Genomic DNA, 25744 nt, shown 5'->3' on the forward strand with positions numbered 1-25744 from the left:
CGGTGATGGTAATCGGTGGTTGATCGTAGCGGATGCTGTTAATCAAGTCAGACAGCAATTCGGGTGATTGGGCAAAGAGACGTTTGAAGATGTAATCGTTCTTTGGATCGAGCAGCGGCAGCATGATTGGGGTGGGGACTGAGGATGACAGCTGATTGTAGTATGTTTTGGCGGTTTGCTTCACACCATGTCGCAAAACCGCCCGACGACGCTATGATCTCAACCCTCGAAGAAAATGTGTTCAGAGGCTGCGGCTATAGGTCAAAAAGATCTCATCGCGTTGCCAACCATGATGCTCATACAGTCGCTGTGCGGTATGGTTGTCTTTGGCGGTGGATAAATCTAAGCGTGCTTTTCCATCTTGTTTTGCTTGTGCCTCGGCAGCCTGTAATAACTGCTGCCCAATGCCAGATTGCCGCGCTGCAACGCTGACAAATAGATCGTACAACACATAAATCGGTTGTGCTGCCACTGAACAAAATGTTGGATAGAGCTGGCAAAAACCGACGAGGGTTTTCGCTGATGTTTCTGCCACCAGAATCACCGATTGATGCTGTTGCAAACGATCTTGGATAAAACGGTGCGCCAAACTGAGATCGGCGGCTTGTTGGTAGAACTGGCGATAGTGATCGAATAACACGGCGACTGCCGCCACATCGTCAACCGTCGCGGTTCGAATGATGATGTCCATTTTGTCGTGTACTTTTAGCTAAGTTGTTGGGTGAAAAAATCCACAATCCGTCGCGGTAGCCATTGAATATGGCCGGGAAAATGTCCGCTGACAAAGCCAACATGCCCACCCTGTTTTGGAAACTCTAATTGAACCTGCGGACTGACTTCCTGTTTTTTCGGTAGGGCGTGGGCAGGTAAGAAGGGATCGTTACGGGCATTTAATACCCAAGTTGGAATGGTGATGTGCGGTAAATAGGGTTTGCTGCTGGCGCGTTGCCAGTAGTCTTCTACACCATGAAATCCATGTAATGGTGCAGTGACATGGTGATCAAAATGGCGGAGGGTGCGGCTGGCACGAAGTGCGTGTGAATCGAGCAGATGTGGATAATGTTGAAGCAGGCGCAGGCTTTTGGGTTTTAAGCTGCGTAAAAACATGCGGGTATAGAGCTGACGATTGATCGGGTTGTGTTCAAGGGCATGGCCAGCGGCAGTTAAATCCAATGGGGCCGAAATGGCGGCAGCAGCATGAGGAATGGCGCGTTGTCCTGCTTCGCCAAGATATTTCAACAGCGCATTGCCACCCAACGAGACACCAACAGTCAACACACAGCCAAAGCGCCGTGCCAGATGTTGTAACACCCAAGCAATTTCAGCGGAGTCTCCGGCATGATAGGCGCGGGGGGCGCGGAAGTGTTGTCCGCCACACCCACGGAAATGCACCACGACGCCTTGCCAACCACAGCAAGCCACTTCGCGCATCAGGGCTCGCGCATAGTGACTGCGCGAACTGCCTTCTAAACCATGAAACAAGACGACTAATGGTGCGTGTGGCGAGGTACTGTCGTTGACAAGGAAATCAAGAGCGATTTCATCGCCATCCGGTGTCGGCCAGCGTTCGCGCCGATAATGAGGTACCGCCCCCGCCAAAAATAAAGCTGGCCAAACCGTTTGACTGTGGCCATCGGGTAACCAAAGCGGGGCGCGGTAGTTGGGCATAATTAGCCGTTATCCTCGTTGTCCTCGTCGCTATCGCTGGCCGTTGCATGTTGTGGTAGGCCAGGTGCAGGTGACAGGCTTTTGAGCAGTTGGAACAATTGTCGATAGGCTTTTGGTGGCTTGCTCTCGGTTTGTTCTTTGCGTGCATTACGAATCAGTTGCCGCAGATTTTGCACATCACAATCAGGATGCGCCGCAAGAAATTCAGCGAGGGCTTCATCGTCTTGCAACAGGCGATCACGCTGTCGTTCTAAACGGTGTAACCATGCCGTATGTTGATCGGATTCCCCACGTAATACCGCTAAAAATTCGCGGATAGGCTCGGGGTCGATATCACGCATCAATTTGCCAATATATTGCCGCTGGCGCCGAATGGCACCATTGGCAGTGATTTTTTGCGCTTCGCGGATGGCCAGATATAAGTTTTCTGGTAGCTGCAATTTTTTCAGGCTGTCATGCGACAACGCAATCAGTTCGGTACCTAATGCCTGTAATGCCTCAGCATCGCGTTTTTTTTGCGATTTGCTGGGTGCCTCGTCATCGTACAAGGAGGGCTGACTCACAATAATTCCACTTCAATGACTGGTAAAAAGAGCACAATGATAACAGAAGCTTGCCCAGCCTCAGCAGGCCAAAAAATCTTCTATGGCGGCGGCGAGGGCTTCTGGTTGTTCCCATTGCACCATGTGACCACACGGGTTGAGGGTGACTTGTTGGATGGTTTGAAAACATGCTCGCCGCTCGTCCAAGCTGGCCAACACCGAACGGGCCAGCGGATGATCGCTGTCTCCACCGCCGACCACCCACAACACCGGCGCTGTCACCTCCCGCCAACAGGCTTTAGCCTCGGCTAAACGATACAGTACTGGGTTGACCATTTTATGACGTGGATCGGCTTGGTAACGATAGCCATCATTGACCGTATCGCTCTCTGTCAACGCATGAGCAAGAAAAGCCGCACGGTCGGCGGACAGCAAGGGATTACGCCGTTGTAGCCGTTGTTGCACTGTGGTTAAACTTAGTGCATCAAAGCGCGGGGGGTGTTGTAGTTCATCTAGCCAACGACGATAGCGTTTTGGTGCTTCATTGGGATCACTATCTGGTAAGCCAAACCCTTCGATGGAGATGAGTTTTTCAATTTTGTGTGGACGAATGCCGGCATAGAGACTGGCGACCATACCGCCCATGCTATGCCCGATCAGGGTGACGGTTTCGTTTGCAGCATAGTGATGCAACAGTGCATCTAAATCGGCGAGGTAATCGGGGAAATAATAACCAGCGGTATTGGCCTGTGATTGACCAAACCCACGCCAATCAGGGGCAATGAAATGCCAACGATCTCCCAGCGTATCAACCAAAAATTGGAAAGTGATACTGCTGTCCATCCAGCCATGTAACAAAAACAATTTTGCTGCACCCTCGCGGCCCCAATGACGGACGTGCAGGCGGGGGCGGTCGACTGCCAGCGGCGGGAATTCACTGCGCGATAATAATTTTGCTTGGTACATAAGTGGGCGGCGAGAGAAAAACGCTCATCATAAGGTAAACGCCAGCCATAACGGTAGTGTCAACATACCAACAAAGATATTCATGGTGATGATGGAAGCGACCAACTTACCATCACCGCCCATCCGTACTGCGAGGATATAGGCTGACGAGGCTGTTGGCAGGGTGGCGAGGACAATGGCAGCAGTCCGATACATGCCGCGTAAATCAAACCATTCCGCCAAACCCCATGCCAGCGCCGGTACGACAACCAATTTGATCACGGTCATGCCGTTAATCAGTGCTAAGTTTTGCCGTAACCCTTCGCTGCGTAACCCTGCACCCACTGCTAACAATCCCAGTGGTGTGGCTGCAACGGCAAAGAGATCGAGGAGGTGCATGGCGGTGTCGGGGGCGGTGACACCGAATAGCTTGCAGATAAAGCCACTGACAGTGGCTATAATTAGAGGATTGCGGACAATTTCTCGCCATACCGAATGGCCACCGTGACGTGCCAAAAACCACACTGCCAGTGCATTCACCGCAGGGACTAACACGCCGACTAATAAGGCTAAGGCAGCAATCCCCGGCCCACCGGCCAAACGATCTACAACGGCGATACCAATATAGGTATTAAAGCGAAAGGCTGTTTGAATGGTTGAAGCAAAGGCTTGTGATGAAGGGCGTAGCCACCAACAGAGCAATAAACCACATGCCAAGCCTCCAGCGGTAAACCCGACGCCTGCCGCGATCATATCGAGGGCAGGCGTAAATTCGAGCTCACTTTTGACCACTGAACGAAAGAGCAGAGCGGGGAACATCACGTAATACACGAGGCGTTCTAAGTGGCCCCAAAATTCCGCTGGATAACCAAACCAACGGCGTAGGCTCAAGCCAAGCAGAATCAGCACAAAATCTGGCAATAAAGCCCAAGCAATACTTGACATGCACTGGCCCTAGCTTGGAAAAGCAATCAGATGATCAAGGTCTAATTTAATGCCAATCCATTCGCCGATACGATGGTTGTGATGGCTGGCGACGGTGGCGAGTACCTGTTGTCCCGAAGCAAGGGCGAGGGTGTAGAGAAACACTTCACCTTGGAATGCACGGTTGACCACTTGGGCTTTTAAGGGGCTGAAATCATCGTGAACCACATCATCGGGACGCAATAACACATCGACACGGCTTCCGACAGCAAAGCCACGGCTATCGAGGTCAACACGGCAAATTTCGCCAAATTCGATTTCTACACAATGGCTGCCGGTGATGGTGCCGGGGACAAACACGCCTTTACCAACAAAGTCGGCGACAAAGCGATTGGCTGGCTGGTGATAGAGTTCATACGGTGTTGCCCATTGCACAATTTGACCCGCTTGCATCACCCCAATTTGATCGGCAATAGCAAAAGCTTCATGTTGATCGTGGGTAACCAAAATAGCGGTCATTTGTTCGCGCTTGAGAATATCACGGACTTCTTGCCCCAAGCGTTCGCGTAGAGCGACGTCTAGGTTTGAAAAGGGCTCATCCAGTAGCAAAAGCTGGGGTTTGGGTGCTAAGGCCCGCGCCAGTGCCACCCGTTGTTGCTGACCACCAGAGAGCTCATGCGGATAAGCTTGGGCATGTGCGGTTAACCCCACCAGTTCCAACAATTCGGTAATGCGCTGTTGTCGGTGTGAAGCGGTGTGTTGGTGGAGGCCAAAGCCAATGTTATCGGCGACGGACAGGTGTGGAAACAAAGCATAGTCTTGGAACACCATGCCGATTTGGCGTTGATGGGGTGGAACACTTTGGTTCGGGCGGCTGATTGGCTGTTGCTTTAATAAAATTTCACCATCGTGAATCGGCTCAAACCCAGCAATACAGCGTAAAACAGTGGTTTTGCCACAGCCAGAATGACCAAGCAAACAACCAATTTCGCCCTGTTCAAGCTGTAGTGAAAGTGATTTGACGATTTCTTGTGCTGCATAACGCTGGCTAATATGGCGCAATTCAAGCAAGACCGACATCAGGTATCCCAAACAGAAAAAGCATTAAGCATGGCGACGTTGTGCTAACAAAATCACCGGCAATAAACCGACTAAGACAATCGCGACTGAAGGCAGCGCAGCGCGTTCCCATTCCCCTTCGCTGGTCATCTCAAACACCCGTACAGCAAGCGTATCCCAGCCAAAGGGACGGGTCATCAGGGTGATGGGCATTTCTTTCATCACATCAACAAACACCATCAACAAGGCAGTGAATAACCCTCCCTGCAATAACGGCAGGTATAAACGGCGTAACAAACCCCATCCTGATTCGCCCAAGACTCGCGCCGTTTCTTCTTGGCTACGGGTAATTCTTTGCATCGCGGCATCGACCGATTGAAAGCCCACGGCGAGAAAACGCGCGATATACGCCAGAATCATTACCAGCAGCGTGCCTTTGAAAATAGCTGTTTGTCCTTCTGGTAAATAGCTGGAAAAGACATTCAGTAAGACATTATCCAACCAAGCGATGGGGATAAACACACCTACGGCTAACACAGTACCGGGGACAGCATAACCAAGTGTCGCCAATCGAACCGCAAAGCGAGTGCGCTGGCGCGCATCACGACGTTGTGCATAAGAAATCAGCAAGGCGACGACGGCAACCGCGACGGCAGCAAGACCGGCCAGCAGTAAGGAATACCAAACAAAACGGATGTAACGGGCGTCGAGGTCGGTCGTAATCGCTTGTCGGCACCACCATAACAACTGAGCAAATGGAATTACAAAGGCCAGTCCCAAAACCACGCTGGCCCAAGCGGTGGCCAATAGGCCGGATAGCGTGGGAAGACGGTCGCGTTTTGCTTGAATACTGCCGCGTCCGGTGACGGTATAAGCACGCCGTCCGCGTGCGCGCAGTTCGTACCACACCAAAATAAACACCAATAACACTAATAACGAGGCTAACTGTGAGGCAGAAGACAGTGAAAATAGGCCAAACCATGCTTTGTAAATGGCAGTGGTAAAAGCATCGTAGTTAAAAATCGACACCGTTCCAAAGTCAGCTAAGGTTTCCATCAAGGCCAGACTCACGCCGCCAACAATCCAAGGCCGTGCCATCGGTAAGGCCACCCGAAAGAAGGCTTGCCGTCGGCTGAGCCCTAAAGATTGGCCCGCCTCTAGCGCACGTCGTCCCATGCTGGCAAAAGCATCACGGGCAAGCAGATAGATATAGGGGTAGAGGGCAAGGCTCATCACCAAAATCACCCCACCAGTCGAGCGAATTGGCGGCATGGCTGCGCTAGTACCCCAAACCTCGCGCATCCATGTTTGAATAGGGCCAGTGAAATCAAACAAACCGATTTGCGTAAAGGCCATCACATACGCCGGCATTGCCAAGGGCAGCATCAAAGCCCAGCTAAAAAAACGTCTTCCCGGAAAATCATACATGGCAATCAGCCAAGCCAACGGTACCGCTAACACCAGTCCACCCACACTGACGCCAAGCATCAAAATGAAGGTGTTCCATAACAAGCGGGGGAGGACAAATTCGCTGAGGTGGGCCCAAATATCTGGGCTAGGGTCGAGAAAGGCCGAAAGGATTACCGCCAGCGGGGTTAAGGTAATCAGGCTGAAAACTGCTGCGACACCAAACCAACGCCGAGTGGAATGAAAAAGGGCCATTGAAGAAAATCTGTCTAAATCGTCGAGGAAAACAGCAATTATCGAACTTTTTATGCAAGAAACTCAAGCATAATGCTGCCAAGCAGAAAGACAAACAGGCAGTTGGTCGTACCGCTGCCTGTGGGTGAACAACACGCAATAATTAACGATAGCCTGCGCGGTCCATCAATTTCACTGCCGCTGCTTGCAGTTCGCCGGCTTTGGCGACATTGATATAGTTGTGTTTGAAATCACCCCATGCAGCGACTTTTGGATCAGATTTCACTTTTGGATTGACAGGGAACTCCATATTGCTGTCGGCATAGAGGTTTTGTGCCTTGTCAGAAGATAACCATTCGAGCAAGCGAATCGCGCCTTTTTCATTCTTGGCATAACGGGTCACCCCAGCACCAGAAATGTTCACATGAGTACCACTGCCTTTTTGGTTAGCCCAGAAAATGCCAATTGGCAGTTTTGGATTTTTTTCCATCAAACGACCGTAGTAGTAGGTGTTGGCAATCCCAACATCACATTGACCTGCACCAATGGCTTCTAACATTTTGGTGTCGTCTGGGAAGACATCTGTTGCCAAATTACCCACCCAACCTTTGACGATTTGTTCAGCTTTCGCTTCACCATGTTCTGCCATCAGCATTGCTACCAGCGATTGGTTATACACCTTCTTCGAGGTGCGTAAGCACAAACGGCCTTTCCATTTGGCAGTCGCTAAATCTTCATAACTGCTTAGTTCTTGAGGTTTGACGCGGCTGGTGTTGTAAAAAATTGTCCGTGCACGGATCGACAGGCCAAACCATTCCCCTTTTGGATCACGCAAGTGTGCTGGCACGTTAGATTCCAGTGCAGCGGATTTGACTGGCTTGAGTAGACCTTCGTGGCTGGCTTGCCACAGGTTACCCGCATCCACCGTCAGCAAAATATCAGCAGGCGTATTGTTGCCTTCTGATTTTAGACGCTGCATCAGTGGGCCTTCTTTATCGGTGATGAATTTTACATCCACGCCAGTTTCTTTTTTGTACGCATCAAACAGCGGTTTAATCAGCTGTTCATTTCGCGCACTGTACACCACAACTTCTTCTGCCAATGCTTGACCAGCAAAAGCAACGGTTAACGCTGCACACAACAAAGAAAGACGTTTCATGTCTTAATCACCTTATTCAGAAATGATGTATGGGTGTGATTTGCCTGAGGGTGAACTCAAGCGAGAGTGTGGCAAAAATTGTAGCAATGATGAGAATAGTTATCAAACTATTTCGTAATACCCTTGACAGTCATCAATAGCCTTGCAAAGATGATAACAATTCTCATTTGTAAGGAGGTGGAGCATGAACGCCATGTTGGTTGGTGCCGATACACTCGGAAATATCCCTAATGTCTTGCAATCTTTTGGCATTACCGTGCAAAAACACATCAGTGGCCGCAATAGCGCTCATCAACGTAAGGTAGATCGCTTACCAGCGGGAACGGACTTGCTGATTCTGTTTACGGATTTTTTGGGTCATAACGTGATGAAACACTTCCGTGAATTGGCCAACAGCGGGGATATTCATGTGATTGCTTGTCGCCGTTCCGTGTGTGCCTTGAAGCAGGGGCTAGAGAAAGTGGGGTTGCAAGAGCAAAACGCATGTGCAGATTGTCAGCACCGTTGTGCGAGGCCGTCACGATAATGTGATTGGGCGGGATTAAAATTCGATAGCACTCTTGGCATTGGTTACAATCGGTGCTGTTGTGTCACTGCCCTTTTAGACTATCGAACAAGGATACTGCTCTATGTTGACTGAAGCCCAAGAAAAAGCCTCTATTTTGGCCGAAGCGCTGCCTTATATCCGGCGCTTCAATGGTAAAACCATCGTAATCAAATACGGTGGCAATGCCATGACCGATGATGAATTGAAGGCAGGGTTTGCACAGGATATCGTGCTGTTGAAATTGGTTGGCCTCAATCCGGTTGTAGTGCATGGCGGTGGGCCGCAAATCAACGAGATGCTAGAGCGTTTGGGCAAAAACGGTGAATTTGTACAAGGCATGCGCGTCACCGACCGCGAAACCATGCAAGTGGTTGAAATGGTATTAGGCGGTTTGGTGAATAAAGAAATCGTTAGCCTGATTAACCAAGCCGGTGGTAAAGCGGTGGGTTTGACTGGTAAAGATGGTTCGTTTATCCGCGCTCGTAAAATGTTCCTGCGTTCGCCAGAGGGTGAGCCACTGGATATCGGTCTGGTTGGGGAAATTGAACATATCGACCCCAGTTTGGTGTCGACCTTGGAAGATGATGCCTTTATTCCAGTGATTGCCCCGATTGGTGTGGGGCCTGAAGGCTCGGCCTATAACATCAACGCGGATTTGGTCGCTGGTCGGTTGGCTGAAACACTTAAGGCTGAAAAATTGATTTTGATGACCAATACTGCCGGTGTGTTGGATAAAGAAGGCAATTTGTTGACTGGTTTGACTGCCAAGCGAGTGGATGAATTGTTTGCCGATGGCACAATTCATGGTGGTATGTTGCCAAAAATCAGTTCGGCGCTTGATGCAGCGAAAAACGGCGTTAATTCAGTGCATATCATTGATGGCCGCGTAAAACACGCTTTGCTGCTGGAAATTTTGACCGATGCGGGTGTTGGCACCATGATTAAAGCCAGTTAAGCTGGTGGTTGTGTACTGCAAGCTTGACTTCGGTCAGCTTGCAGAAAAACCACTAAAAAAATACATTTCTTTTTCTATACTGCAATCGCGTGTCGTTAACGCCGTTTTATTGATCCAAGGGGGAATAACATGGTCATGACAGTCAAGCAATTGCTCGATCAACGTGATAAACATCAGTTGTATCACGTCACACCACAAGCAACGGTGTATGAAGCACTCTGTTTAATGGCCGAGCATAATATCGGCGCTGTGTTGGTGATGGAAGAAGGCAAATTACAGGGTATTTTCTCGGAACGGGATTATGCGCGCCGTGTGGTGCTACAAGGGCGCACCTCCGCTGGAACGCGTGTTGGTGAAATCATGACCCGCCGCGTATTGTTTGTCTCGCCCGACCGAACGATCAACGAATGTATGGCTTTGATGGCAGATAAGCGTATTCGCCACTTACCGGTAATTGATGATGAAGCCGTGGTGGGGATGGTATCGATTGGTGATGTGGTGAGTGCGACGATTGCGGAACAGAACTTCCTGATTGACCAATTATCACATTACATTCACAGTTGACGTTGATACCTCAATTCCCTGCTTAGGTAAACACGTGGCATTGACTTGGCTTTTTGATCTAGATAACACCCTACACCCTGCCTCGAGCAGGGTGTTTCCTTATATTAACCAGCAAATGACTGCTTTTATCATGGCAGAGTTGGGCATGGACGAAGCCGAGGCGCATCGACTGCGCCAACACTACTGGCAACGCTATGGTGCAACATTGCATGGACTACAACGACATCATGCCGTTGCACCAAAACATTTTCTTACTCGTACCCATCCTGTATCTGCCTTACTTCCCTTGTTAGAAAAACCAGCCGGAGTAGGACAACTGTTGCGGTGTTTGCCCGGGCGAAAAGTGATTTTCTCGAATGGCCCCAAACACTATGTTGAAGCCGTCACCAAAAAGCTTGGTTTACACCCACATTTGCTGGCGCGCTTTGGCGTGGAATGCTTGCGCCTACGGCCCAAACCAAAACAAGAGGCCTATCTTACCGTGTTGCATCGTTTGGGGGTGCGCGCAGTTGATTGCGTGATGGTGGAAGATACCGTGGAGAATTTGCGACCAGCTAAACAGCTGGGGATGACCACCGTATGGCTGCACAAACAACCGCGTCGGCCCCCTTATGTCGATTACCGCATTACTGCGCTGCCACAGCTGGCGCGGCTTAGCCTGTGTATCGCGAAGCAAACAACGATTGTCGTATAAAGCCAATGAAACATAGGGTTAAGGCTAACCACGGCCAGACATGAGAGGCGACTTCTGCCAACAAGCTTAAGTTGGTGAGATGGCCGTGGCTCCAACGCAGATGGCTAAAACTTGGACTGCGGTCGGGTTGTAGTGGCCATTGTGCTGCAAGATAGAGCATCCCCCCCAAGGTGATGGCACCTAAACCAGCGCGTGCGGTGTACGGTAACCGTACCCACCACAATAAGAGTAATAATCCCGCTAACAAGCCAAGCAAGACCCGAGGGTTAATCCACTCGAAGAAGGCAAATTCACGCAGAAAAGCAGCGGCAATACCGAGTTTAATTAACGTCGCCAGACATAAAAAGCCGAGCACAAGGCGTAATTTTGACTGCGACCGCTTCGCGCATAGACTGACCAATAGTAATGTCCCCAGCAGATTCAACATGGCGCTGCCTGCTTCGATCAGAAATAGAAACAGTGCTGGATTTTCCAGTGGTGAAATAAAAGGTTGTGGTAATCCCTTGGGAATCACCACCACACCAAAGAAGGGCACCGAGGGATCAAGTTGGGTCAGAAACCATAAGGTCATCAGCAATAAGGCGTAGTCAGTCACTCGGCTGGGGTGAAAATGGCGATGCCGCCAGCGGTGTAGGCGTTGACCGATATAACGCGATAGCGGATTGAGCGCAAATAAGGCGCCCAGCGTGCCACCAACACTGTTGCAGAGTAGATCAAGATTGGATGAGATGCGGCTTGGCAGAAATTGTTGAATCAGTTCTACGCTTAAACTAGTGGTACTGGTCACCACCAATGCTAATAACAGCCCCAACCAGCGTTGGCGTGGAATCAATGCTAAGGCAAAGCCATAGGGAAAATAGGCAAGCACATTAACAATGGTGTCAAAGCGGCGGGTGTAATATGGCAGCGGATAAAACAGAAAATCGAACAGCGGTTCAGTATTGTCTTGCCAGCTATCTAAAGGATATAGGCTGACAACAGCGATAACCCCTAAGCAAATCGCGGCAAACAGCCAAGGGACATGGCCTCGAGGTGTCATTGAAGGGGGCAGTGAGGCCATCACATAAAGGCCATAACGGGCAGCATCAGCATCATGGTGCCAGCTTAATAGATGCTGCCCCCAATCGACTAGTCCCTAGCTGCGAAAATCTTTTGTGCAGCGTTCATTTTCCATTTCTGTCAGCATCCGCATCACGTCATCCGATGCTTTTTCCATCTCCAACAAGGCTTGGCGTGCCCCATCAAATTGTCGCTGGTTGAGCATCTCTAAGGCTTTTTTCCCTGCATCGTGAACACGGGCATGAGGCTGTTCTAATTTGCCATACACCGGGTTGTGACGACATTCTTCATGGCCACGTCCTTCGTAATACCATTTACCCAGTCGGCAGTTAGTGTGGCTAGATAATTGTTCTGGTCGCAAATCGTGGTAGCCAATAAATGCCTTGTAAATATCCAGTTTAAAAACGATGTGATCGAGTTTCACAATCTCCATAAAACTGGTGTTAGACGCCATTGAGATGGTGTGCGCCATCTGTTCGCTAAACTTGACTAACTGTCTGACTTGGTCTGCTGTTTCGACGCCAGAACGTTGGTAGTCCATCGCTTGTTCCGACGCTTGTTGTACCTGTTGTTTGGTGGCGCTGGAACCATCCTGAATGGTGGTGACCAAAGTAGCAATTTCACTGGTGGCTTGTGCGGTGCGCTCTGCCAATTTCCGTACTTCATCTGCAACCACGGCAAAACCACGACCTTGTTCACCGGCGCGTGCAGCTTCAATTGCTGCATTTAATGCTAAAAGGTTGGTTTGATCGGCAATGTCCTTAATTAACTGAACAAATTGACTGATTTTGCCGGTATTATCATTTAAGGTATCCATGGCACGGACAGTCTGCCCTTGTGCTTGGACGATGTGATTAAAGCTATTGATGATGACATCAAGTGCTTCGCGACTGCGGTGGAGAGTTGAAACCGCATCACAGGCTACGGTAAAGTCGCTTTCTAAGCGCTCGGCCAAAAGTGAGAAAGTGCCGCGTAGTTCTTCGACGTTGTTACAAAATAAGCCAAAAGGATCGATGTAAGAAGCACGACGGCCAGCGCGTTCGCGAAAGTCAGCCAGTTCTTTTTGGGCGGGTTCCCAATTGGCGCGTAATTGCTCCAGTTCTCGTTCTGTTGCTCGCCGTTCTTCCTCTAGGCTTTGTAAACGACGCTCTAGCTCTAACGCTCTTTGCTTGTGGCGATAACCGAACATGAACCCTCCAAAAATGGTAAAAACAGATATTTCTGCCCGTTTCTTTGAAAAATCTTTTATTTTTTATGTAAAAAACAAAAAAGATATTTTTCTAAGAAAAATTAAGGAAATATTATAGCCGAGTGGTTCATTTTTTTGGAAAAAAAACGTCACATAGTCTGCCTGTCGTTTTGAAATTGGCATAACAGAGTCTGTCATATCACTGAATGAACATAGATTGAGGAGATAACATGTCAGAAGAAGAATTTACCCGATGGTCGATGGGGGTTTTACTGACAGGTTTAATTGGTTTTATGGGCTTTATTATTTGGGATCTGGGTAAGAAATCGGATGCCGGAAAATTTGGGATGTTCGTTCTATTTTTAGCACTTGGAACGGGAGTGACTGGATTTGTCTTCAAAGAATTTCTGGTCAGCTATTTTTTAGAAAAATAACAAGGGGGTAAAACCTATGCCATCATTTGACGTTGTTTCAGAAGTAGATTTGGTTGAAGTGCGTAATGCCTTAGAACAAGCCAATAAGGAAATCAGCACCCGCTATGACTTTAAGGGGTCTGATGCCCGTATTGAGCAAAGTGATAAGGTATTAACGGCATTTGCTGATGCAGAGTTTCAACTCGATCAAGTGAAAGACATTTTAATTGCCAAGTTAGCCAAACGTAATGTCGATGTACGTTGTTTAGATTATGGTAAATTAGAAAAAGTCAGCGGTAATAAAGTCAAGCAAACTGTGACCATTCAAGTCGGTGTCGAAACGGAACTTGCAAAAAAAATTGTGCGCTTGCTAAAAGATGCCAAGTTGAAGGTGCAGGCTGCTATTCAGGGTGACACAGTTCGTGTTTCCGGCGCAAAGCGTGACATTTTGCAAGAAGCAATTGCTTTGATTCGTAAGGAAATAACGGATACCCCACTGCAGTTCAATAATTTCCGTGACTAAACTGATGGGGGGGTATTGGCGCTGATCAACTCACACGGTTCATGACTGGGGTTTGAAAAGCGATGCGGCAGGCGGCTGTCAAAATAATAACCGTCGCCTGCTTCTAAGCGTTGGGTCTCACCATTGACTGTAAGCTCAATACTGCCACGGACAATCACACCACCTTCTTGACCATCATGCGATAGCATATCCGGCCCAGTATTGGCCCCTGGGGCGAAAATCTCGCGTAATAAAGTCAGGTTACGATTAGGGTGGTTGAGCCCAACCAAAAAAAACGAAATCTGCTCCCGTCCCACATTCGGTTGACACGCTTTGGGATAAAACGGTGTAGGGGCTTGTGGGGCCAGATCAAAGGTAAAAAACTCAGCCAGTGTCATCGGCAACCCTTCGAGTACCTTCATCAATGAACTAACCGAGGGACTGACACGATTTTGCTCAATCAGGGAAATTGTCCCATTGGTGACGCCAGCCCGTTTTGCCAATTCACGCTGTGATAAACCAAATTTTTCTCTGACATGACGTAGGCGAGAACCAACATCCATTGCTAAGCTCCATGGTGAGATCACAAGATTGCTGGTCATTTTAGCCTTAGCTGGCCCGATTGCTCATCCTTTCATGTTGCAAATAGGCAAAATTTCTACAGCGTCATGCGAGTTGAACTATTGGCGAATAGCCAGTGTTTGTTACAATAGTGGCCGTTTTTGCGCTGCGTCATCAGGGTGCTGGACATCACAGAGAAATAGCCATTCTTAAGGGGCTTTAATGTTTGTCATCATCGGTTACATCATTGTATTAGGCAGTGTGTTCGGCGGCTTTGTACTTGCCGGTGGCCATCTTGCATCGCTGTTCCAGCCGGTTGAGCTGCTGATGATTGGTGGTTCTGCGGTGGGCGCGTTCTTGGTGGCGAATGCAGGTGCACCACTCAAGGCCACCATGAAGGCTTTGCCAACCACGCTGAAAAAATCCAACTTCGATAAAGCAATGTATATGGAGCTGTTTGCATTGCTGTACGAAATTCTTGGCAAAGTGCGTAAAGAGGGTTTGATGTCGATTGAAGCCGATGTGGATGCGCCGGCAGAAAGCCCTTTGTTTACCAAATATCCTTCTATCTTGGCTGAGCACCATGTCACAGAGTTTATGTGTGACTACTTGCGCTTGATGGTTGGGGGTAATTTGAATCCTATCGAGATTGAAAACTTGATGGATATCGAAATTGAAACCCACCACCATGAAGGCGAAGTGCCGGTCAATGCTGTACGTAACTTGGCTGATGCTTTCCCTGCTTTGGGTATTGTGGCGTGTGTGATGGGTGTGGTGCATACGATGGAATCGGTGGGGATTCCGCCGGCAGAACTCGGTAAACTGATTGCGGCGGCGCTGGTTGGTACCTTCTTGGGTATTTTGCTGTCCTACGGTTTCGTCGGTCCATTGGCAACCAACCTAGAACACAAACTCAACGACCAAACGCGGATGCTCAATACCATCAAAGTTACCTTGTTGGCATCGCTCAACGGGTATGCGCCTCCTGTGGCGGTTGAATTTGGTCGTAAAGCTCTGCAAAGCACCGATCGTCCAACCTTCCTTGAGTTGGAAGAACACGTGAAAAACGCGAAGAACCGCTAATTTTTATGTGCTTTGTTTAGTAGGTTAAAAGGAGCCGAGCATGGCTGATGAATCACAACGCCCCATTATTATCAAGCGCATCAAAAAAGGGGGGCATGCCCACCACGGTGGTGCGTGGAAGATTGCGTATGCTGACTTTGTGACAGCGATGATGGCGTTCTTCTTGTTGATGTGGTTGTTATCATCGGTCTCCCAAGGCGCGTTAGCGGGGATTTCTGAATACTTCCGTACACCATTGAAAGTGGCGTTGCTCGGGGGCGATGGTGCGGGTGATGCCACCAGTCCCATCAAGGGCGGGGGTGAGGACTTAACCCGTTCCGCAGGACAGGTGAACCGCAGCAATATCGTGACAGATGAGCGCAAAGAACGTGTCTTGCTCAACAAGCTTTCGCAAAAAATCACTCAGGCGATTGAGTCAAACCAAACCTTAAAACAGTTTAAAGATCAAATTACCCTTGAAATGACCCCAGAAGGGTTGCGGGTGCAAATCATCGACGAAAAAAATCGTCCGATGTTTGATTCAGGTAGTGCCAGTTTGTTGCCGCACACTCGCCTGTTATTGCAGGAAATGGCAAAAATTCTGAATGATGTGCCAAATCGGTTGTCAATCTCTGGACACACTGATGCCACCCCTTTTGCCGCCGGTGAACGTGGCTACAGTAACTGGGAGTTATCGGCTGACCGCGCTAATGCGGCGCGTCGTGAATTGTTGTTGGGCGGGATGACTGAGCAAAAAATGTTACGAGTGACCGGTTTGGCTGCAGCGAATCCACTCGATCAAACCAACCCAACTAATCCGATTAACCGTCGCATCACGATTATTGTCCTCAATAAGAAAACGGAAGAAGAAATTCTGCGCGAATCAGGCCCCTCTGTCGCAGAGCGTGCTGCGGCAGCTGCTCCGTCTCCAGCCCCCGCAGAGACAACAGAAACGGCAGGACAGTAACTTTTTCACTGTCGCCTTTTTCCAGATTTCAATGTCTTTCTCAATTCGCCGCTGGCTAGAGCACGGCTTAGTGATGGTGATCGGTTTGCTATTAGCATGGCCGGTCGCCGTTTCTTTTTCTATCCCTGCGCTGTTACTACAAGGCCCTTGTGCGGTGTTATTGAGTCGTTTTCGCCGCCACCCTTGGTGGGCAAGTTTATTGCATCTTGTCGCTCTCCCTTTGTTATGGGGGGCTTTAATGCTAGACATTGCGCCCGAGTGGTATCTGGCTTTAGCCATGCTGACTTTTGCCATCTCTGGCAATGCGTGGCGTGAACGGGTGCCTCTGTTTTTATCCACTAAGGCCACACTTTCACAACTGCAATATATCGTACCGCCGCAAGCACGGTTAATTGATCTGGGTTGTGGTACTGGCACGGTCTTATTTGGTTTAGCGCGCCTGCGCCCCGATCTGATCTTGACTGGGGTAGAAAACAGTATGATTCCCTTTTTAATTGCACGGATACGAGCGTGTTTTGTGCGCAATGTGCAAGTGAAATTTGCCAATTTATGGCAAACCTCACTGCAAGAAGCGGATATCGTATACTGTTATCTCTCTCCTGAGCCCATGCCAAAAGTTTGGCAACAATTTTGCCAACAAGCACCGGCACATGGCCAACTGATTAGCAATACTTTTACGATACCAGGACAGCCGGCCCAGCAATCATTTCCTATCAATGATCGTATTGGCTCTTGTCTGTATGTGTGGCAGAAACCGAAGGATAGAGCATGAAAAACTGGCTTCGTACGATGGCAACCGAGCCGCTACCGATTCGTTCTGTGAGTCTTGATCGTTTGGCGCATCTGCGGCGAACAGATGAAAGCTTGCTGAATGTTGCGGATGTGGCCAATGTGGTGTTGGCCGACCCCTTATTGGCCTATCAGTTGCTGCGCCATGTCGCTTCTATCGAACGTGTGCGTGAGCCTCTGACGGTAACATTGGGGATTGAACACGCGATTATGTTGATTGGCCTTGACCAATTCTTTAACCGCTTTGGTTCGCTGCCCAGTCTCGAGTCGCGGGTTGCACCAGCCCACATGCCGGCGATTCGCACCGCCTATGCTCGTGCCCGTTTTTCTGCTTGGTTGGTAAAAGAGTGGTTAGCATTAAACGAAGAGCATCGGGTTGAAGAATACTTTGTTGCTGCCTTGTTATATCAAGTGCCGCTGTGTTGTCGTGCCTTAGATACTGCGCTAGATCCACAAGCCACACCAGATGAGGTTGCTAAAAAACGCTTTGGTGTGCCTTATGACATGGTGTTGTCCGAATTATTGACCCTGTGCCGGATGCCGCCGCAAGCCCTAGAAATGTTGTCGCAGCAATCCCACGAAACCATCGACCGTCGTAAATTGGTGTTGCGGTGTGCGATTCAAATTACCTCGCGCTTTGATGAAGGTTGGTGGTCAAAACCTGTGGTACACATGCTGGATAACGCAGCAGATTTGTTGCAACAACCGCGTGAAACTTTATGGCAAGTCCTTACCCAAATTGCGCTTTATCTGGCTCGCCATCCTGCTGCCGGGACAGATAACGACCGTTTTGCCCGCGAATTAGCTTTGTTACCCATTATGCCTTTGGTATCAGAGAACGAATTCTTGTTCTTTGACTGGAGCAGTGATGAGCGGATGACCCAGCTCGATCAGTCTATTCGCCGCACCTTAGCCAGCTTGTCTTTACAGTTGGGATGTGATCGCTTGGCATTTTTTGCCGTTAATCCAACCGATCAAACTTTGCGTAATCACTACCGGATTGGTTTTGAGCATGAAGATCAGCTTATTGGGGCCGTATTATCGTTAGATCACAACAGCTTTTTCCATGCTTTTGGGCAAAAAACCCAAGCCATTCGGATTGCTGCACCTCAATTAGCTACTATCCGCAGTCGCTTCCAAGATAATTTCTTTGTCGGTGTACCAGAAAATGGTTGTGCCATGATTAGCCTACATAAAGATGGTGCATTCAAAGGGCTGTTTTATATCGATAATGCACAAACTGGACGTGATATTGATGATGTGGTTTACCAATCATTTAAAGCGGCCATTATTCATCTCGCTAATATGTAAGGGGTTGTTTTGCTTGCCCGTATTGATTCTCCACACAATCCGCAGTTAAAAAACCTCAATCGCCTACTGGAAAAAGCAAAGGCGCGCCATACTGAACAGCGATGTGTTTTAGAAGGCTTACATCTATGCCATACCTTGCTGGACCGAGGTGGGCGCTTAGAACGTCTTTATCTCAATAGCCGTGCAGAACACCATCCCGAAGTCCAAGCGTTATTGCAACGTTGTGCAGCAACGACAGAGTGTGTATGGGTGGCAGAGGCTGCTTTACAAAAAATGTCGGCGCTACATTCTGCCCCCGAGGTACTGGGGGTGATGTCGTTGACTGCCTTGCCGCGCCCGAAGGTGATGTCGCAGGACAAACTATTGCTCGAGTCGATTCGTGACCCAGGTAATTTAGGGACGTTGTTACGCACTGCCGCTGCCGCCGGTATTACCCAAGTGTATTTGTCTGCCGATTGTGTTGACGCGTGGTCATCGAAAGTGCTCCGTGCGGCAATGGGCGCACACTTTTCTCTGCAAATCGTTGCTGATGCCGACTTAGCCGCTGTATTGACTGATTTTGTTGGTATCAAGCTGGTGACCCATCTTGCTGCACAGCACAGTCTTTACCAATGTGATTTAACTCCGCCTTGCGCTTTTGTTTTTGGTAATGAAGGCACTGGTGTTTCTGATGCCTTGGCCGCTTTAGCTCAGCCAGTGTTAATTCCGATGCCCGGCCAAACTGAATCATTGAATGTGGCAATTGCGGCGGCGGTGTGTCTGTTTGAACAAGTACGACAACGCGCGACTGTCGCAGTCTGAGGGAGATAGCATGATGATGGCGAGCCAATTCGCGGCAGAATGCTCGCTGTTTGATCCCTGCCCGTTGCTGCAGTAAACACCCGTGATATACTCGCGCCTTTCTTGCGTAAGCCAGAACAGTCTCCTCGCTCGGATGAAATCCTGATCGGGTGATTTGACCGTCCTTGCCTTTATCGCTTTTCATCCAAGCTTTTGATTAAGGATTCAAGATGCAAATTCAGTTGGAAACGTTGAGCACCTTGGAGCGCCGTTTGACGATCTCCTTGCCTACCGAAGCCATCGATAACCAAGTGAAACAACGCTTACAGCGTGTGGCTCGTAATGCCAAGATCCAAGGTTTCCGCCCAGGCAAAGCGCCACTGAAAATTGTTGAGCAGAACTACGGTTTGCAAGTGCGTGAAGAAGTGTTGGGTGAAGAGATTCAAAATAGCTTTACTGCGGCTGTGCGCGAGCAAGCGTTGCGTGTGGCTGGCTTCCCGCGTTTTGAACCACAAAACAGCGAAGAAGACCGCAGCCAATTTACTTTCAGTGCTTTATTTGAAGTGTATCCAGAAGTCGCCATTGGTTCTTTAACCGACAAAGAAGTCGAAAAGCCAGTGACCGAAGTGACTGATGCTGAAATTGATAAGACCATTGATATTCTGCGTAAACAGCGCACCCGTTTCGACCGTGTCGAACGCGCTGCTGCTGAAGGCGACCGTGTCATTATCGATTTCAAAGGCACCATCGATGGTGAAGCATTTGCCGGTGGTAGCTCTGAGAACTTCCCGTTTGTGTTGGGTCAAGGGCAAATGTTGCCTGAATTCGAGGCTGGCGTTATCGGTTTGACCGAAGGCGAAAGCCGTGATGTATCGGTGACTTTCCCTGAGGATTACCACGGTAAAGAAGTGGCTGGTAAAACCGCTGTGTTTACCATCACCGTGAAAAATGTTGCTGCAGCTACCTTGCCAGAAATCGACGAAGCTTTTGCAAAACAGCTTGGTATCGCGGATGGTGATGTGAGCAAAATGCGCGAAGAAATTCGTAAAAACGTTACCCGCGAAGTCAAACGCCGCCTGCAAGCACAAGTGAAAGAAAATGCAATGCAAGCGCTGTTGGATGCCACCCCAATCGAACTGCCAAAAGCGTTGGTGGGCATGGAAATCAACCGTTTGATGGACCAAGCTCGTCAAGACTTGGCTCAACGTGGAATTGATGCAAATTCGATGCCACTGCCTGCTGATTTGTTCACCAAACAAGCCGAGCGCCGTGTTGCCTTGGGTTTGATCTTGGCGGAACTGGTTGAAAAACACGACATCAAAGCAAAAGAAGAGCAAGTCATGGCTCTGATCCAAGAATTTGCCGAGAGCTACGAACAACCTGAAGAAGTCATCGCATGGTACAAAGCCAGCCCAGAACGTCTGCAAGGCCCAGAATCGATGGTGCTGGAAGATAATGTGGTTGAATTTGTGTTATCTCAGGCCAAAGTAAGCGAGAAATCGGTTTCTTTTGATGAGTTGATGGGGAACGCCTAATGCATATCCAATCAGATTGGCAAACTACACAGCCCACTCCACATGCCTTAGGCTTAGTGCCGATGGTGGTGGAGCAAAGTGGTCGTGGTGAGCGCGCCTACGATATTTACTCTCGCCTGCTCAAAGAGCGCATTGTGTTTATGGTGGGGCCGGTGACAGATGATTCTGCCAATCTGGTGGTGGCGCAGTTGTTGTTTCTTGAGTCGGAAAATCCTGACAAAGACATCTACCTGTATATCAACTCACCCGGTGGGTCGGTCACGGCTGGGTTGTCGATTTATGACACGATGAATTTCATTAAGCCTGATGTGTCAACACTGTGCATCGGGCAAGCGGCAAGCATGGGCGCATTTTTGCTCTCTGCTGGTGCAAAAGGTAAACGCTTTGCGCTGCCAAATTCTCGCGTCATGATTCACCAGCCCTTGGGTGGGTTCTCGGGTCAGGCTTCCGACTTTGAGATTCATGCCCGCGAAATCCTGAGCTTGAAACGCAAGCTTAATGAGTTAATGGCGCAACACTGCGACCGCCCAGTCGAAGATTTAGAGCGCGACACCGATCGCGATAACTTCATGACGGCGGAAGCAGCGCGTGAATATGGTTTGATCGATAAAGTGCTTGCTAATCGCAGCGAGGCAGCCCGTTCATGAGCATAAAAAAGAAAGACAAGCTGCTGTACTGTTCTTTCTGCGGTAAGAGCCAACACGAGGTCAGCAAGATGATTGCTGGCCCACAGGTCTTTATTTGTAATGAGTGTGTCGATTTATGTAACGACATCATTCGTGAAGAACAGGCAGCTGCAGCGTTGGAAGGGAAAGATAAAACCAAATCTCACCTGCCAACGCCACAAGAGATCCGCGCTACCCTCGACCAATATGTCATTGGTCAAGAGGCAGCGAAAAAAGTGCTCTCGGTGGCTGTATATAATCATTACAAACGTCTGGCACGTGGCGAAGAAGGTGCGCCCGGGGTTGAATTGGCCAAGAGTAATATCTTGCTGATTGGCCCAACGGGTTCAGGAAAAACCCTGTTAGCACAAACTTTGGCACGTTTGTTGGATGTGCCCTTTGTGATGGCCGATGCAACCACACTGACCGAAGCTGGTTATGTGGGTGAAGATGTTGAAAACATCATTCAGAAGCTGTTGCAAAAATGTGATTACGATGTCAGCAAGGCTCAGCGTGGGATTATCTATATCGATGAAATCGATAAAATTTCCCGTAAGTCTGACAACCCTTCGATTACCCGTGATGTATCGGGTGAAGGGGTGCAACAGGCGCTGTTAAAGCTGATTGAAGGCACTGTTGCATCGATTCCGCCGCAAGGTGGCCGCAAACACCCGAATCAAGAGTTTATCCAAGTTGACACCACCAACATCCTGTTTATTTGTGGTGGCGCTTTTGATGGCTTAGAAAAAATTATCCGTCAGCGTTCACAAAAAGGCGGGATTGGTTTCGGGGCGGATGTCTTCTCGAAAGAGCAAGGCGAGGCGATTGGCCGTGTTTTGCAAGAAACCGAGCCAGAAGATTTGATTAAATTCGGTTTGATTCCCGAGTTTATCGGTCGCTTGCCGGTGTTGGCGATGTTGGAAGAATTGGATGAAGCCGCGATGGTGACGATTCTCACCGAACCGCGTAACGCTTTAATCAAACAATTCCAACAGCTGTTTGCGATGGAAGAAGTCGAGCTAGAAATTCGACCAACAGCTCTAAAAGCCATTGCTAAACAAGCGCTTGCCCGCAAAACGGGTGCCCGTGGTTTGCGCTCGATTATCGAGCGAGCGTTGCTTGATACCATGTACGAGCTTCCCTCGTTGTCTGGCGTCAATCGCGTCGTGGTCGATGAAAACGTAATCGAACAGGGCGTGAAACCGCTTTATGTCTATCAAGAAGACGATCTATCGGTATCACGTTCTGCCTAGTGTTGGCTTGTTGTATGACACTAACCGCCCTTCGGGGCGGTTTTTTGTCGAAGGGGGGATGGTGGGTGTTTTGCTTGAATTCGCTTGCGCCTGCCCCATTTCCCTTGCATCTCTTCGTCTTTAATTACAGGAAACTCAATGTCTAACGCCCAAGATACCGCACCTGCAGAAGCTTTGACCTTGCCCCTGCTCCCCTTGCGCGATGTCGTGGTGTTCCCGCATATGGTGATCCCCCTGTTTGTGGGCCGCCCCAAGTCGATTAAGGCACTTGAACAGGCAATGAACGAGGGCAAACAGATTTTATTGGTTGCCCAAAAAACTGCTGCTAAAGACGAACCTTCCGAAGAAGATTTATACCGCATTGGTACGCTATCCACCGTATTGCAGATGTTGAAACTGCCCGATGGTACGGTCAAAGTGCTGGTTGAAGGCCGCCAACGTGCCACCATCACCGAAATTCGTGACGATGCCGAATTCTTTGAAGCCGATTTAGAAGTGTTTGCGGCAGAGGAAGAGCATAGCTCTGAATCTGAAGCCATGCGCCGGACCTTATTGGCGCAGTTTGAACAATTTGTCAAACTCAGCAAAAAAATTCCTCCTGAGATTTTGACCTCAATCACTGGCATTGATAAAGCTGGCCGCTTGGCCGACACCATCGCCGCGCATTTACCGCTGAAATTAGAACAAAAACAAGAAGTGCTCGAGCTGTTGCACACTGAGCCACGCTTAGAGCACTTGTTGACGCAACTGGAATCTGAACTAGAGATTCTGCAAGTTGAAAAACGCATTCGTGGTCGCGTCAAGCAACAGATGGAAAAAACCCAGCGCGACTACTACTTGAACGAACAAGTCAAAGCCATTCAACAAGAATTGGGTGAGCTGGACGAAAACAGCGACTTAGATGCGATGGAAAAGCGCATCAAAGCGGCTGGAATGACAAAAGAAGCCCGCGAAAAAGCCTTAGCTGAGTTGAAAAAATTGCGCCTGATGTCGCCCATGTCGGCCGAGGCAACCGTGGTACGCAATTACATTGAAACGCTGATCGATCTGCCGTGGAAAAAGAAAAGCAAGATCAATAAAGACTTGGCTGCGGCAGAAGAGGTATTAGAAAGCGATCACTTTGGTCTGGAAAAGGTCAAAGAGCGGATTGTTGAATATCTGGCGGTTCAACAGCGTGTCGATAAACTTAAAGCCCCGATTTTGTGCTTAGTTGGCCCGCCCGGTGTCGGTAAAACATCGCTGGGGCAATCGATTGCTCGTGCGACAAACCGCGAGTTTGTGCGGATGGCTCTGGGTGGAGTGCGTGATGAAGCAGAAATTCGCGGTCACCGCCGTACTTATATTGGTTCGATGCCGGGCAAAATTTTGCAAAGCATGATTAAAGCCAAGGTGAAAAACCCGCTGTTCTTGCTCGATGAAGTGGACAAGATGGGGTCTGATTTCCGTGGCGATCCTTCTTCTGCTTTATTAGAAGTGTTAGACCCCGAACAAAACCATGCTTTCGCTGATCATTATGCTGAAGTTGACTTCGATTTGTCGGATGTGATGTTTGTCGCAACGGCAAATTCGATGAATATCCCACCTGCGTTACTTGATCGGATGGAAGTGATTCGTCTCTCGGGTTACACCGAAGATGAAAAGCTGAATATTGCTCAGCGCTATCTGTTGCCGAAGCAACTGAAAAACAACGGCCTGACTGAAGGTGAATTGGTCGTGCAAGAGTCAGCGATCCGTGACATTGTGCGTTACTACACTCGCGAAGCCGGTGTGCGTAATCTTGACCGCGAATTGGCCAAACTGTGTCGCAAGGTGGTGCGTGCTAAACAGTTGGGTAAAGCAGCACAAAAAGTGACCATTGCGGCGAAAGGGTTGGATAAATACCTAGGCGTGCGCCGCTACGATTATGGTGTGGCTGAGCAAGCCAATCAGGTTGGACAAGTTTCGGGCTTGGCATGGACGGAAGTGGGCGGTGAGTTGCTGACGGTTGAAGCGGTCGCCTTGGTGGGTAAGGGTAATATCATTCGCACTGGCCAACTCGGCGAGGTGATGCAAGAGTCAGTGCAGGCGGCGATGAGTGTGGTACGCAGTCGTGCTCGCCAGTTAGGTATTGCCAGCAATTTCTACGAGAAAAACGACATCCATATTCACCTACCAGAAGGTGCTACACCAAAAGATGGCCCTTCGGCAGGGATTGCGATTGTGACAGCGATGGTCTCTGCCTTGACCAAAATTCCTGTCCGCGCTGATGTTGCCATGACCGGTGAAATTACCTTGCGTGGTGAGGTGTTGCCAATTGGGGGCCTGAAAGAAAAGCTGTTGGCCGCACAACGTGGGGGCATTAAGCATGTCTTAATCCCGCAAGGCAACGTCAAGGATTTGGCTGAGATTCCGGCAAATGTGAAACAAAAGCTGGAAATTCATCCGGTTAAATGGATTGAGCAAGTGCTGAGTCATGCGCTAGAGCGTGAACCTGTGCCTTTGTTGGAAGAGGCCGAAGCGGTGACGCCGATTCCAGCGTTGAATGAAGCGGCGAATGGCTCGCAAATCACCACACATTAAGCGTGAGTGGCTTGCTTGACATGCCGAATTGCACCTTGCTATAAAGCAGACGGTTTGATTTTCGATTCTTAGGAATCATTACAATAATTTAAGGGATCACAATGAATAAAGCAGAATTGATCGACGCCATCGCTGAGCGCGCTGCACTGTCTAAAGCCGATGCCGGCAAAGCATTGGACGCTACGGTTGCTGCCTTAACCGAGGCACTGAAACAAGGTGATACAGTCACTTTGGTTGGCTTTGGCAGTTTCTACGTCGGTGAACGTGCCGCACGTACTGGGCGCAATCCAAAAACCGGCGCTACCATTCAGATCCCTGCTTCAAAATCGCCTAAGTTCCGCCCGGGCAAAGCGTTGAAAGACGCCCTGTAATTTGTCTGTGTAAAAGCAGTGTGCCAACCT

27 protein-coding genes and 1 pseudogene are annotated in these 25744 nt (G+C 49.3%); 16 read left to right on the forward strand and 12 right to left on the reverse strand.

All coding sequences use genetic code 11. The features are described 5' to 3' along the window. Positions 1 to 241: 241 nt before the first annotated feature. The 8 genes from ACYVJG_RS03840 to ACYVJG_RS03875 form a co-directional block, all read right to left on the reverse strand. Positions 242 to 691, reverse strand: coding sequence for a GNAT family N-acetyltransferase (locus ACYVJG_RS03840; RefSeq protein ID WP_460429877.1), 450 nt, complete (start codon positions 689 to 691; stop codon positions 242 to 244). A gap of 14 nt (positions 692 to 705) precedes the next feature. Then, complete coding sequence (locus tag ACYVJG_RS03845; protein WP_460429878.1) at positions 706 to 1668, reverse strand: YheT family hydrolase; 963 nt, start codon at positions 1666 to 1668, stop codon at positions 706 to 708. A 2-nt stretch (positions 1669 to 1670) separates the two neighbouring features. Then, positions 1671 to 2231 (reverse strand): ribosome biogenesis factor YjgA, encoded by a 561-nt coding sequence (yjgA, locus tag ACYVJG_RS03850; protein WP_460429879.1) that lies wholly within the window; start codon positions 2229 to 2231, stop codon positions 1671 to 1673. A 60-nt stretch (positions 2232 to 2291) separates the two neighbouring features. After that, positions 2292 to 3176, reverse strand: a complete 885-nt coding sequence (locus ACYVJG_RS03855; protein ID WP_460429880.1) for an alpha/beta fold hydrolase — start codon at positions 3174 to 3176, stop codon at positions 2292 to 2294. Between the two features lie 27 nt (positions 3177 to 3203). Continuing rightward, positions 3204 to 4100 (reverse strand): AEC family transporter, encoded by an 897-nt coding sequence (locus ACYVJG_RS03860; RefSeq protein WP_460429881.1) that lies wholly within the window; start codon positions 4098 to 4100, stop codon positions 3204 to 3206. Positions 4101 to 4109: 9 nt separating this feature from the next. Continuing rightward, positions 4110 to 5159 (reverse strand): ABC transporter ATP-binding protein, encoded by a 1050-nt coding sequence (locus ACYVJG_RS03865; protein ID WP_460429882.1) that lies wholly within the window; start codon positions 5157 to 5159, stop codon positions 4110 to 4112. Between the two features lie 24 nt (positions 5160 to 5183). Continuing rightward, positions 5184 to 6800, reverse strand: a complete 1617-nt coding sequence (locus ACYVJG_RS03870; protein ID WP_460429883.1) for an ABC transporter permease — start codon at positions 6798 to 6800, stop codon at positions 5184 to 5186. 142 nt (positions 6801 to 6942) lie between these two features. Beyond that, positions 6943 to 7938 carry a Fe(3+) ABC transporter substrate-binding protein gene (locus ACYVJG_RS03875; RefSeq protein WP_460429884.1) on the reverse strand — a complete coding sequence of 332 codons (996 nt, stop codon included), beginning with the start codon at positions 7936 to 7938 and terminating at the stop codon, positions 6943 to 6945. 184 nt (positions 7939 to 8122) lie between these two features. On the opposite strand from ACYVJG_RS03875, the gene ACYVJG_RS03880 reads away from it, so the two are divergent. The 4 genes from ACYVJG_RS03880 to ACYVJG_RS03895 all read left to right on the forward strand — a co-directional run bounded on the left by ACYVJG_RS03880 (position 8123) and on the right by ACYVJG_RS03895 (position 10698). Further along, entirely contained in the window at positions 8123 to 8464 is a 342-nt protein-coding gene (locus tag ACYVJG_RS03880; protein ID WP_460429885.1) for a DUF2325 domain-containing protein, read from the forward strand. Positions 8465 to 8567: 103 nt separating this feature from the next. Next, on the forward strand, positions 8568 to 9440 hold the full coding sequence (argB, locus tag ACYVJG_RS03885; RefSeq protein WP_460429886.1) for an acetylglutamate kinase: 873 nt from the start codon (positions 8568 to 8570) through the stop codon (positions 9438 to 9440). A gap of 135 nt (positions 9441 to 9575) precedes the next feature. Beyond that, entirely contained in the window at positions 9576 to 10004 is a 429-nt protein-coding gene (locus ACYVJG_RS03890; RefSeq protein ID WP_027405253.1) for a CBS domain-containing protein, read from the forward strand. Between the two features lie 34 nt (positions 10005 to 10038). Then, on the forward strand, positions 10039 to 10698 hold the full coding sequence (locus tag ACYVJG_RS03895; RefSeq protein ID WP_460429887.1) for a pyrimidine 5'-nucleotidase: 660 nt from the start codon (positions 10039 to 10041) through the stop codon (positions 10696 to 10698). Here ACYVJG_RS03895 and ACYVJG_RS03900 read toward each other — a convergent pair. The 3 genes and pseudogenes from ACYVJG_RS03900 to ACYVJG_RS03910 form a co-directional block, all read right to left on the reverse strand. Next, positions 10658 to 11758 (reverse strand): VanZ family protein, encoded by a 1101-nt coding sequence (locus tag ACYVJG_RS03900; protein ID WP_460429888.1) that lies wholly within the window; start codon positions 11756 to 11758, stop codon positions 10658 to 10660. The two genes, ACYVJG_RS03895 and ACYVJG_RS03900, sit on opposite strands and share 41 nt — an antisense overlap. 75 nt (positions 11759 to 11833) lie before the next feature. Continuing rightward, positions 11834 to 12229, reverse strand: a complete 396-nt coding sequence (locus tag ACYVJG_RS03905) for a CZB domain-containing protein (RefSeq protein ID WP_460430128.1) — start codon at positions 12227 to 12229, stop codon at positions 11834 to 11836. Between the two features lie 27 nt (positions 12230 to 12256). Further along, positions 12257 to 12529 (reverse strand): annotated as a pseudogene (locus tag ACYVJG_RS03910) (methyl-accepting chemotaxis protein); the annotation flags it as partial. Between the two features lie 647 nt (positions 12530 to 13176). Here ACYVJG_RS03910 and ACYVJG_RS03915 point away from each other — a divergent pair. Together ACYVJG_RS03915 and ACYVJG_RS03920 are read left to right on the forward strand one after the other, a co-directional pair. Continuing rightward, the gene (locus ACYVJG_RS03915; protein WP_460429889.1) at positions 13177 to 13380 is read left to right on the forward strand and encodes a DUF2788 domain-containing protein; all 204 of its coding nucleotides are present in this window, start codon (positions 13177 to 13179) and stop codon (positions 13378 to 13380) included. Positions 13381 to 13396: 16 nt separating this feature from the next. After that, positions 13397 to 13882 carry a YajQ family cyclic di-GMP-binding protein gene (locus ACYVJG_RS03920; RefSeq protein ID WP_460429890.1) on the forward strand — a complete coding sequence of 162 codons (486 nt, stop codon included), beginning with the start codon at positions 13397 to 13399 and terminating at the stop codon, positions 13880 to 13882. Here the strand turns inward: ACYVJG_RS03920 and ACYVJG_RS03925 are convergent. After that, positions 13879 to 14424 carry a cupin domain-containing protein gene (locus ACYVJG_RS03925; RefSeq protein WP_460429891.1) on the reverse strand — a complete coding sequence of 182 codons (546 nt, stop codon included), beginning with the start codon at positions 14422 to 14424 and terminating at the stop codon, positions 13879 to 13881. The two genes, ACYVJG_RS03920 and ACYVJG_RS03925, sit on opposite strands and share 4 nt — an antisense overlap. Before the next feature lie 220 nt (positions 14425 to 14644). Here ACYVJG_RS03925 and motA point away from each other — a divergent pair, with 220 nt between their 5' ends. The 10 genes from motA to ACYVJG_RS03975 all read left to right on the forward strand — a co-directional run bounded on the left by motA (position 14645) and on the right by ACYVJG_RS03975 (position 25714). Further along, positions 14645 to 15505 (forward strand): flagellar motor stator protein MotA, encoded by an 861-nt coding sequence (gene motA, locus ACYVJG_RS03930; protein ID WP_022653717.1) that lies wholly within the window; start codon positions 14645 to 14647, stop codon positions 15503 to 15505. A 40-nt stretch (positions 15506 to 15545) separates the two neighbouring features. After that, on the forward strand, positions 15546 to 16451 hold the full coding sequence (motB, locus tag ACYVJG_RS03935; protein WP_460429892.1) for a flagellar motor protein MotB: 906 nt from the start codon (positions 15546 to 15548) through the stop codon (positions 16449 to 16451). A gap of 31 nt (positions 16452 to 16482) precedes the next feature. Then, entirely contained in the window at positions 16483 to 17223 is a 741-nt protein-coding gene (locus ACYVJG_RS03940; protein ID WP_460429893.1) for a class I SAM-dependent methyltransferase, read from the forward strand. After that, a complete protein-coding gene (locus ACYVJG_RS03945; protein ID WP_460429894.1) occupies positions 17220 to 18551 on the forward strand; it encodes an HDOD domain-containing protein in 1332 nt (443 codons plus the stop codon). The genes ACYVJG_RS03940 and ACYVJG_RS03945 overlap by 4 nt, the downstream gene beginning before the upstream one ends. A 9-nt stretch (positions 18552 to 18560) precedes the next feature. Further along, positions 18561 to 19352, forward strand: coding sequence for a TrmH family RNA methyltransferase (locus ACYVJG_RS03950; RefSeq protein WP_460429895.1), 792 nt, complete (start codon positions 18561 to 18563; stop codon positions 19350 to 19352). Between the two features lie 209 nt (positions 19353 to 19561). Next, on the forward strand, positions 19562 to 20866 hold the full coding sequence (gene tig / locus ACYVJG_RS03955) for a trigger factor (protein WP_460429896.1): 1305 nt from the start codon (positions 19562 to 19564) through the stop codon (positions 20864 to 20866). Next, positions 20866 to 21513: an ATP-dependent Clp endopeptidase proteolytic subunit ClpP gene (gene clpP / locus ACYVJG_RS03960; protein WP_460429897.1), complete on the forward strand. Its 648-nt coding sequence runs from the start codon at positions 20866 to 20868 to the stop codon at positions 21511 to 21513. Before tig ends, clpP begins: the two co-directional genes overlap by 1 nt. Beyond that, positions 21510 to 22784: an ATP-dependent Clp protease ATP-binding subunit ClpX gene (clpX, locus tag ACYVJG_RS03965; protein ID WP_022653710.1), complete on the forward strand. Its 1275-nt coding sequence runs from the start codon at positions 21510 to 21512 to the stop codon at positions 22782 to 22784. Before clpP ends, clpX begins: the two co-directional genes overlap by 4 nt. Positions 22785 to 22922: 138 nt before the next feature. Further along, positions 22923 to 25343: an endopeptidase La gene (lon, locus tag ACYVJG_RS03970; protein WP_022653709.1), complete on the forward strand. Its 2421-nt coding sequence runs from the start codon at positions 22923 to 22925 to the stop codon at positions 25341 to 25343. A gap of 101 nt (positions 25344 to 25444) precedes the next feature. Beyond that, the gene (locus ACYVJG_RS03975) at positions 25445 to 25714 is read left to right on the forward strand and encodes an HU family DNA-binding protein (protein ID WP_022653708.1); all 270 of its coding nucleotides are present in this window, start codon (positions 25445 to 25447) and stop codon (positions 25712 to 25714) included. The last annotated feature ends 30 nt before the right edge of the window (positions 25715 to 25744 follow it).

Source organism: Aquaspirillum soli, assembly GCF_054781915.1.

What these genes read in the sequence shown, in the direction of transcription:
- ACYVJG_RS03840 (WP_460429877.1), bottom strand. Translation starts at nt 691, where the DNA reads ATGGACATCATCATTCGAACCGCGACGGTTGACGATGTGGCGGCAGTC.
- ACYVJG_RS03845 (WP_460429878.1), bottom strand. Translation starts at nt 1,668, where the DNA reads ATGCCCAACTACCGCGCCCCGCTTTGGTTACCCGATGGCCACAGTCAA.
- ACYVJG_RS03855 (WP_460429880.1), bottom strand. Translation starts at nt 3,176, where the DNA reads ATGTACCAAGCAAAATTATTATCGCGCAGTGAATTCCCGCCGCTGGCA.
- ACYVJG_RS03860 (WP_460429881.1), bottom strand. Translation starts at nt 4,100, where the DNA reads ATGTCAAGTATTGCTTGGGCTTTATTGCCAGATTTTGTGCTGATTCTG.
- ACYVJG_RS03865 (WP_460429882.1), bottom strand. Translation starts at nt 5,159, where the DNA reads ATGTCGGTCTTGCTTGAATTGCGCCATATTAGCCAGCGTTATGCAGCA.
- ACYVJG_RS03870 (WP_460429883.1), bottom strand. Translation starts at nt 6,800, where the DNA reads ATGGCCCTTTTTCATTCCACTCGGCGTTGGTTTGGTGTCGCAGCAGTT.
- ACYVJG_RS03875 (WP_460429884.1), bottom strand. Translation starts at nt 7,938, where the DNA reads ATGAAACGTCTTTCTTTGTTGTGTGCAGCGTTAACCGTTGCTTTTGCT.
- ACYVJG_RS03880 (WP_460429885.1), top strand. Translation starts at nt 8,123, where the DNA reads ATGAACGCCATGTTGGTTGGTGCCGATACACTCGGAAATATCCCTAAT.
- argB (WP_460429886.1), top strand. Translation starts at nt 8,568, where the DNA reads ATGTTGACTGAAGCCCAAGAAAAAGCCTCTATTTTGGCCGAAGCGCTG.
- ACYVJG_RS03890 (WP_027405253.1), top strand. Translation starts at nt 9,576, where the DNA reads ATGACAGTCAAGCAATTGCTCGATCAACGTGATAAACATCAGTTGTAT.
- ACYVJG_RS03900 (WP_460429888.1), bottom strand. Translation starts at nt 11,758, where the DNA reads ATGGCCTCACTGCCCCCTTCAATGACACCTCGAGGCCATGTCCCTTGG.
- ACYVJG_RS03905 (WP_460430128.1), bottom strand. Translation starts at nt 12,229, where the DNA reads ATGGCGCACACCATCTCAATGGCGTCTAACACCAGTTTTATGGAGATT.
- ACYVJG_RS03915 (WP_460429889.1), top strand. Translation starts at nt 13,177, where the DNA reads ATGTCAGAAGAAGAATTTACCCGATGGTCGATGGGGGTTTTACTGACA.
- ACYVJG_RS03920 (WP_460429890.1), top strand. Translation starts at nt 13,397, where the DNA reads ATGCCATCATTTGACGTTGTTTCAGAAGTAGATTTGGTTGAAGTGCGT.
- ACYVJG_RS03925 (WP_460429891.1), bottom strand. Translation starts at nt 14,424, where the DNA reads ATGGATGTTGGTTCTCGCCTACGTCATGTCAGAGAAAAATTTGGTTTA.
- motA (WP_022653717.1), top strand. Translation starts at nt 14,645, where the DNA reads ATGTTTGTCATCATCGGTTACATCATTGTATTAGGCAGTGTGTTCGGC.
- motB (WP_460429892.1), top strand. Translation starts at nt 15,546, where the DNA reads ATGGCTGATGAATCACAACGCCCCATTATTATCAAGCGCATCAAAAAA.
- ACYVJG_RS03940 (WP_460429893.1), top strand. Translation starts at nt 16,483, where the DNA reads ATGTCTTTCTCAATTCGCCGCTGGCTAGAGCACGGCTTAGTGATGGTG.
- ACYVJG_RS03945 (WP_460429894.1), top strand. Translation starts at nt 17,220, where the DNA reads ATGAAAAACTGGCTTCGTACGATGGCAACCGAGCCGCTACCGATTCGT.
- tig (WP_460429896.1), top strand. Translation starts at nt 19,562, where the DNA reads ATGCAAATTCAGTTGGAAACGTTGAGCACCTTGGAGCGCCGTTTGACG.
- clpP (WP_460429897.1), top strand. Translation starts at nt 20,866, where the DNA reads ATGCATATCCAATCAGATTGGCAAACTACACAGCCCACTCCACATGCC.
- clpX (WP_022653710.1), top strand. Translation starts at nt 21,510, where the DNA reads ATGAGCATAAAAAAGAAAGACAAGCTGCTGTACTGTTCTTTCTGCGGT.
- lon (WP_022653709.1), top strand. Translation starts at nt 22,923, where the DNA reads ATGTCTAACGCCCAAGATACCGCACCTGCAGAAGCTTTGACCTTGCCC.
- ACYVJG_RS03975 (WP_022653708.1), top strand. Translation starts at nt 25,445, where the DNA reads ATGAATAAAGCAGAATTGATCGACGCCATCGCTGAGCGCGCTGCACTG.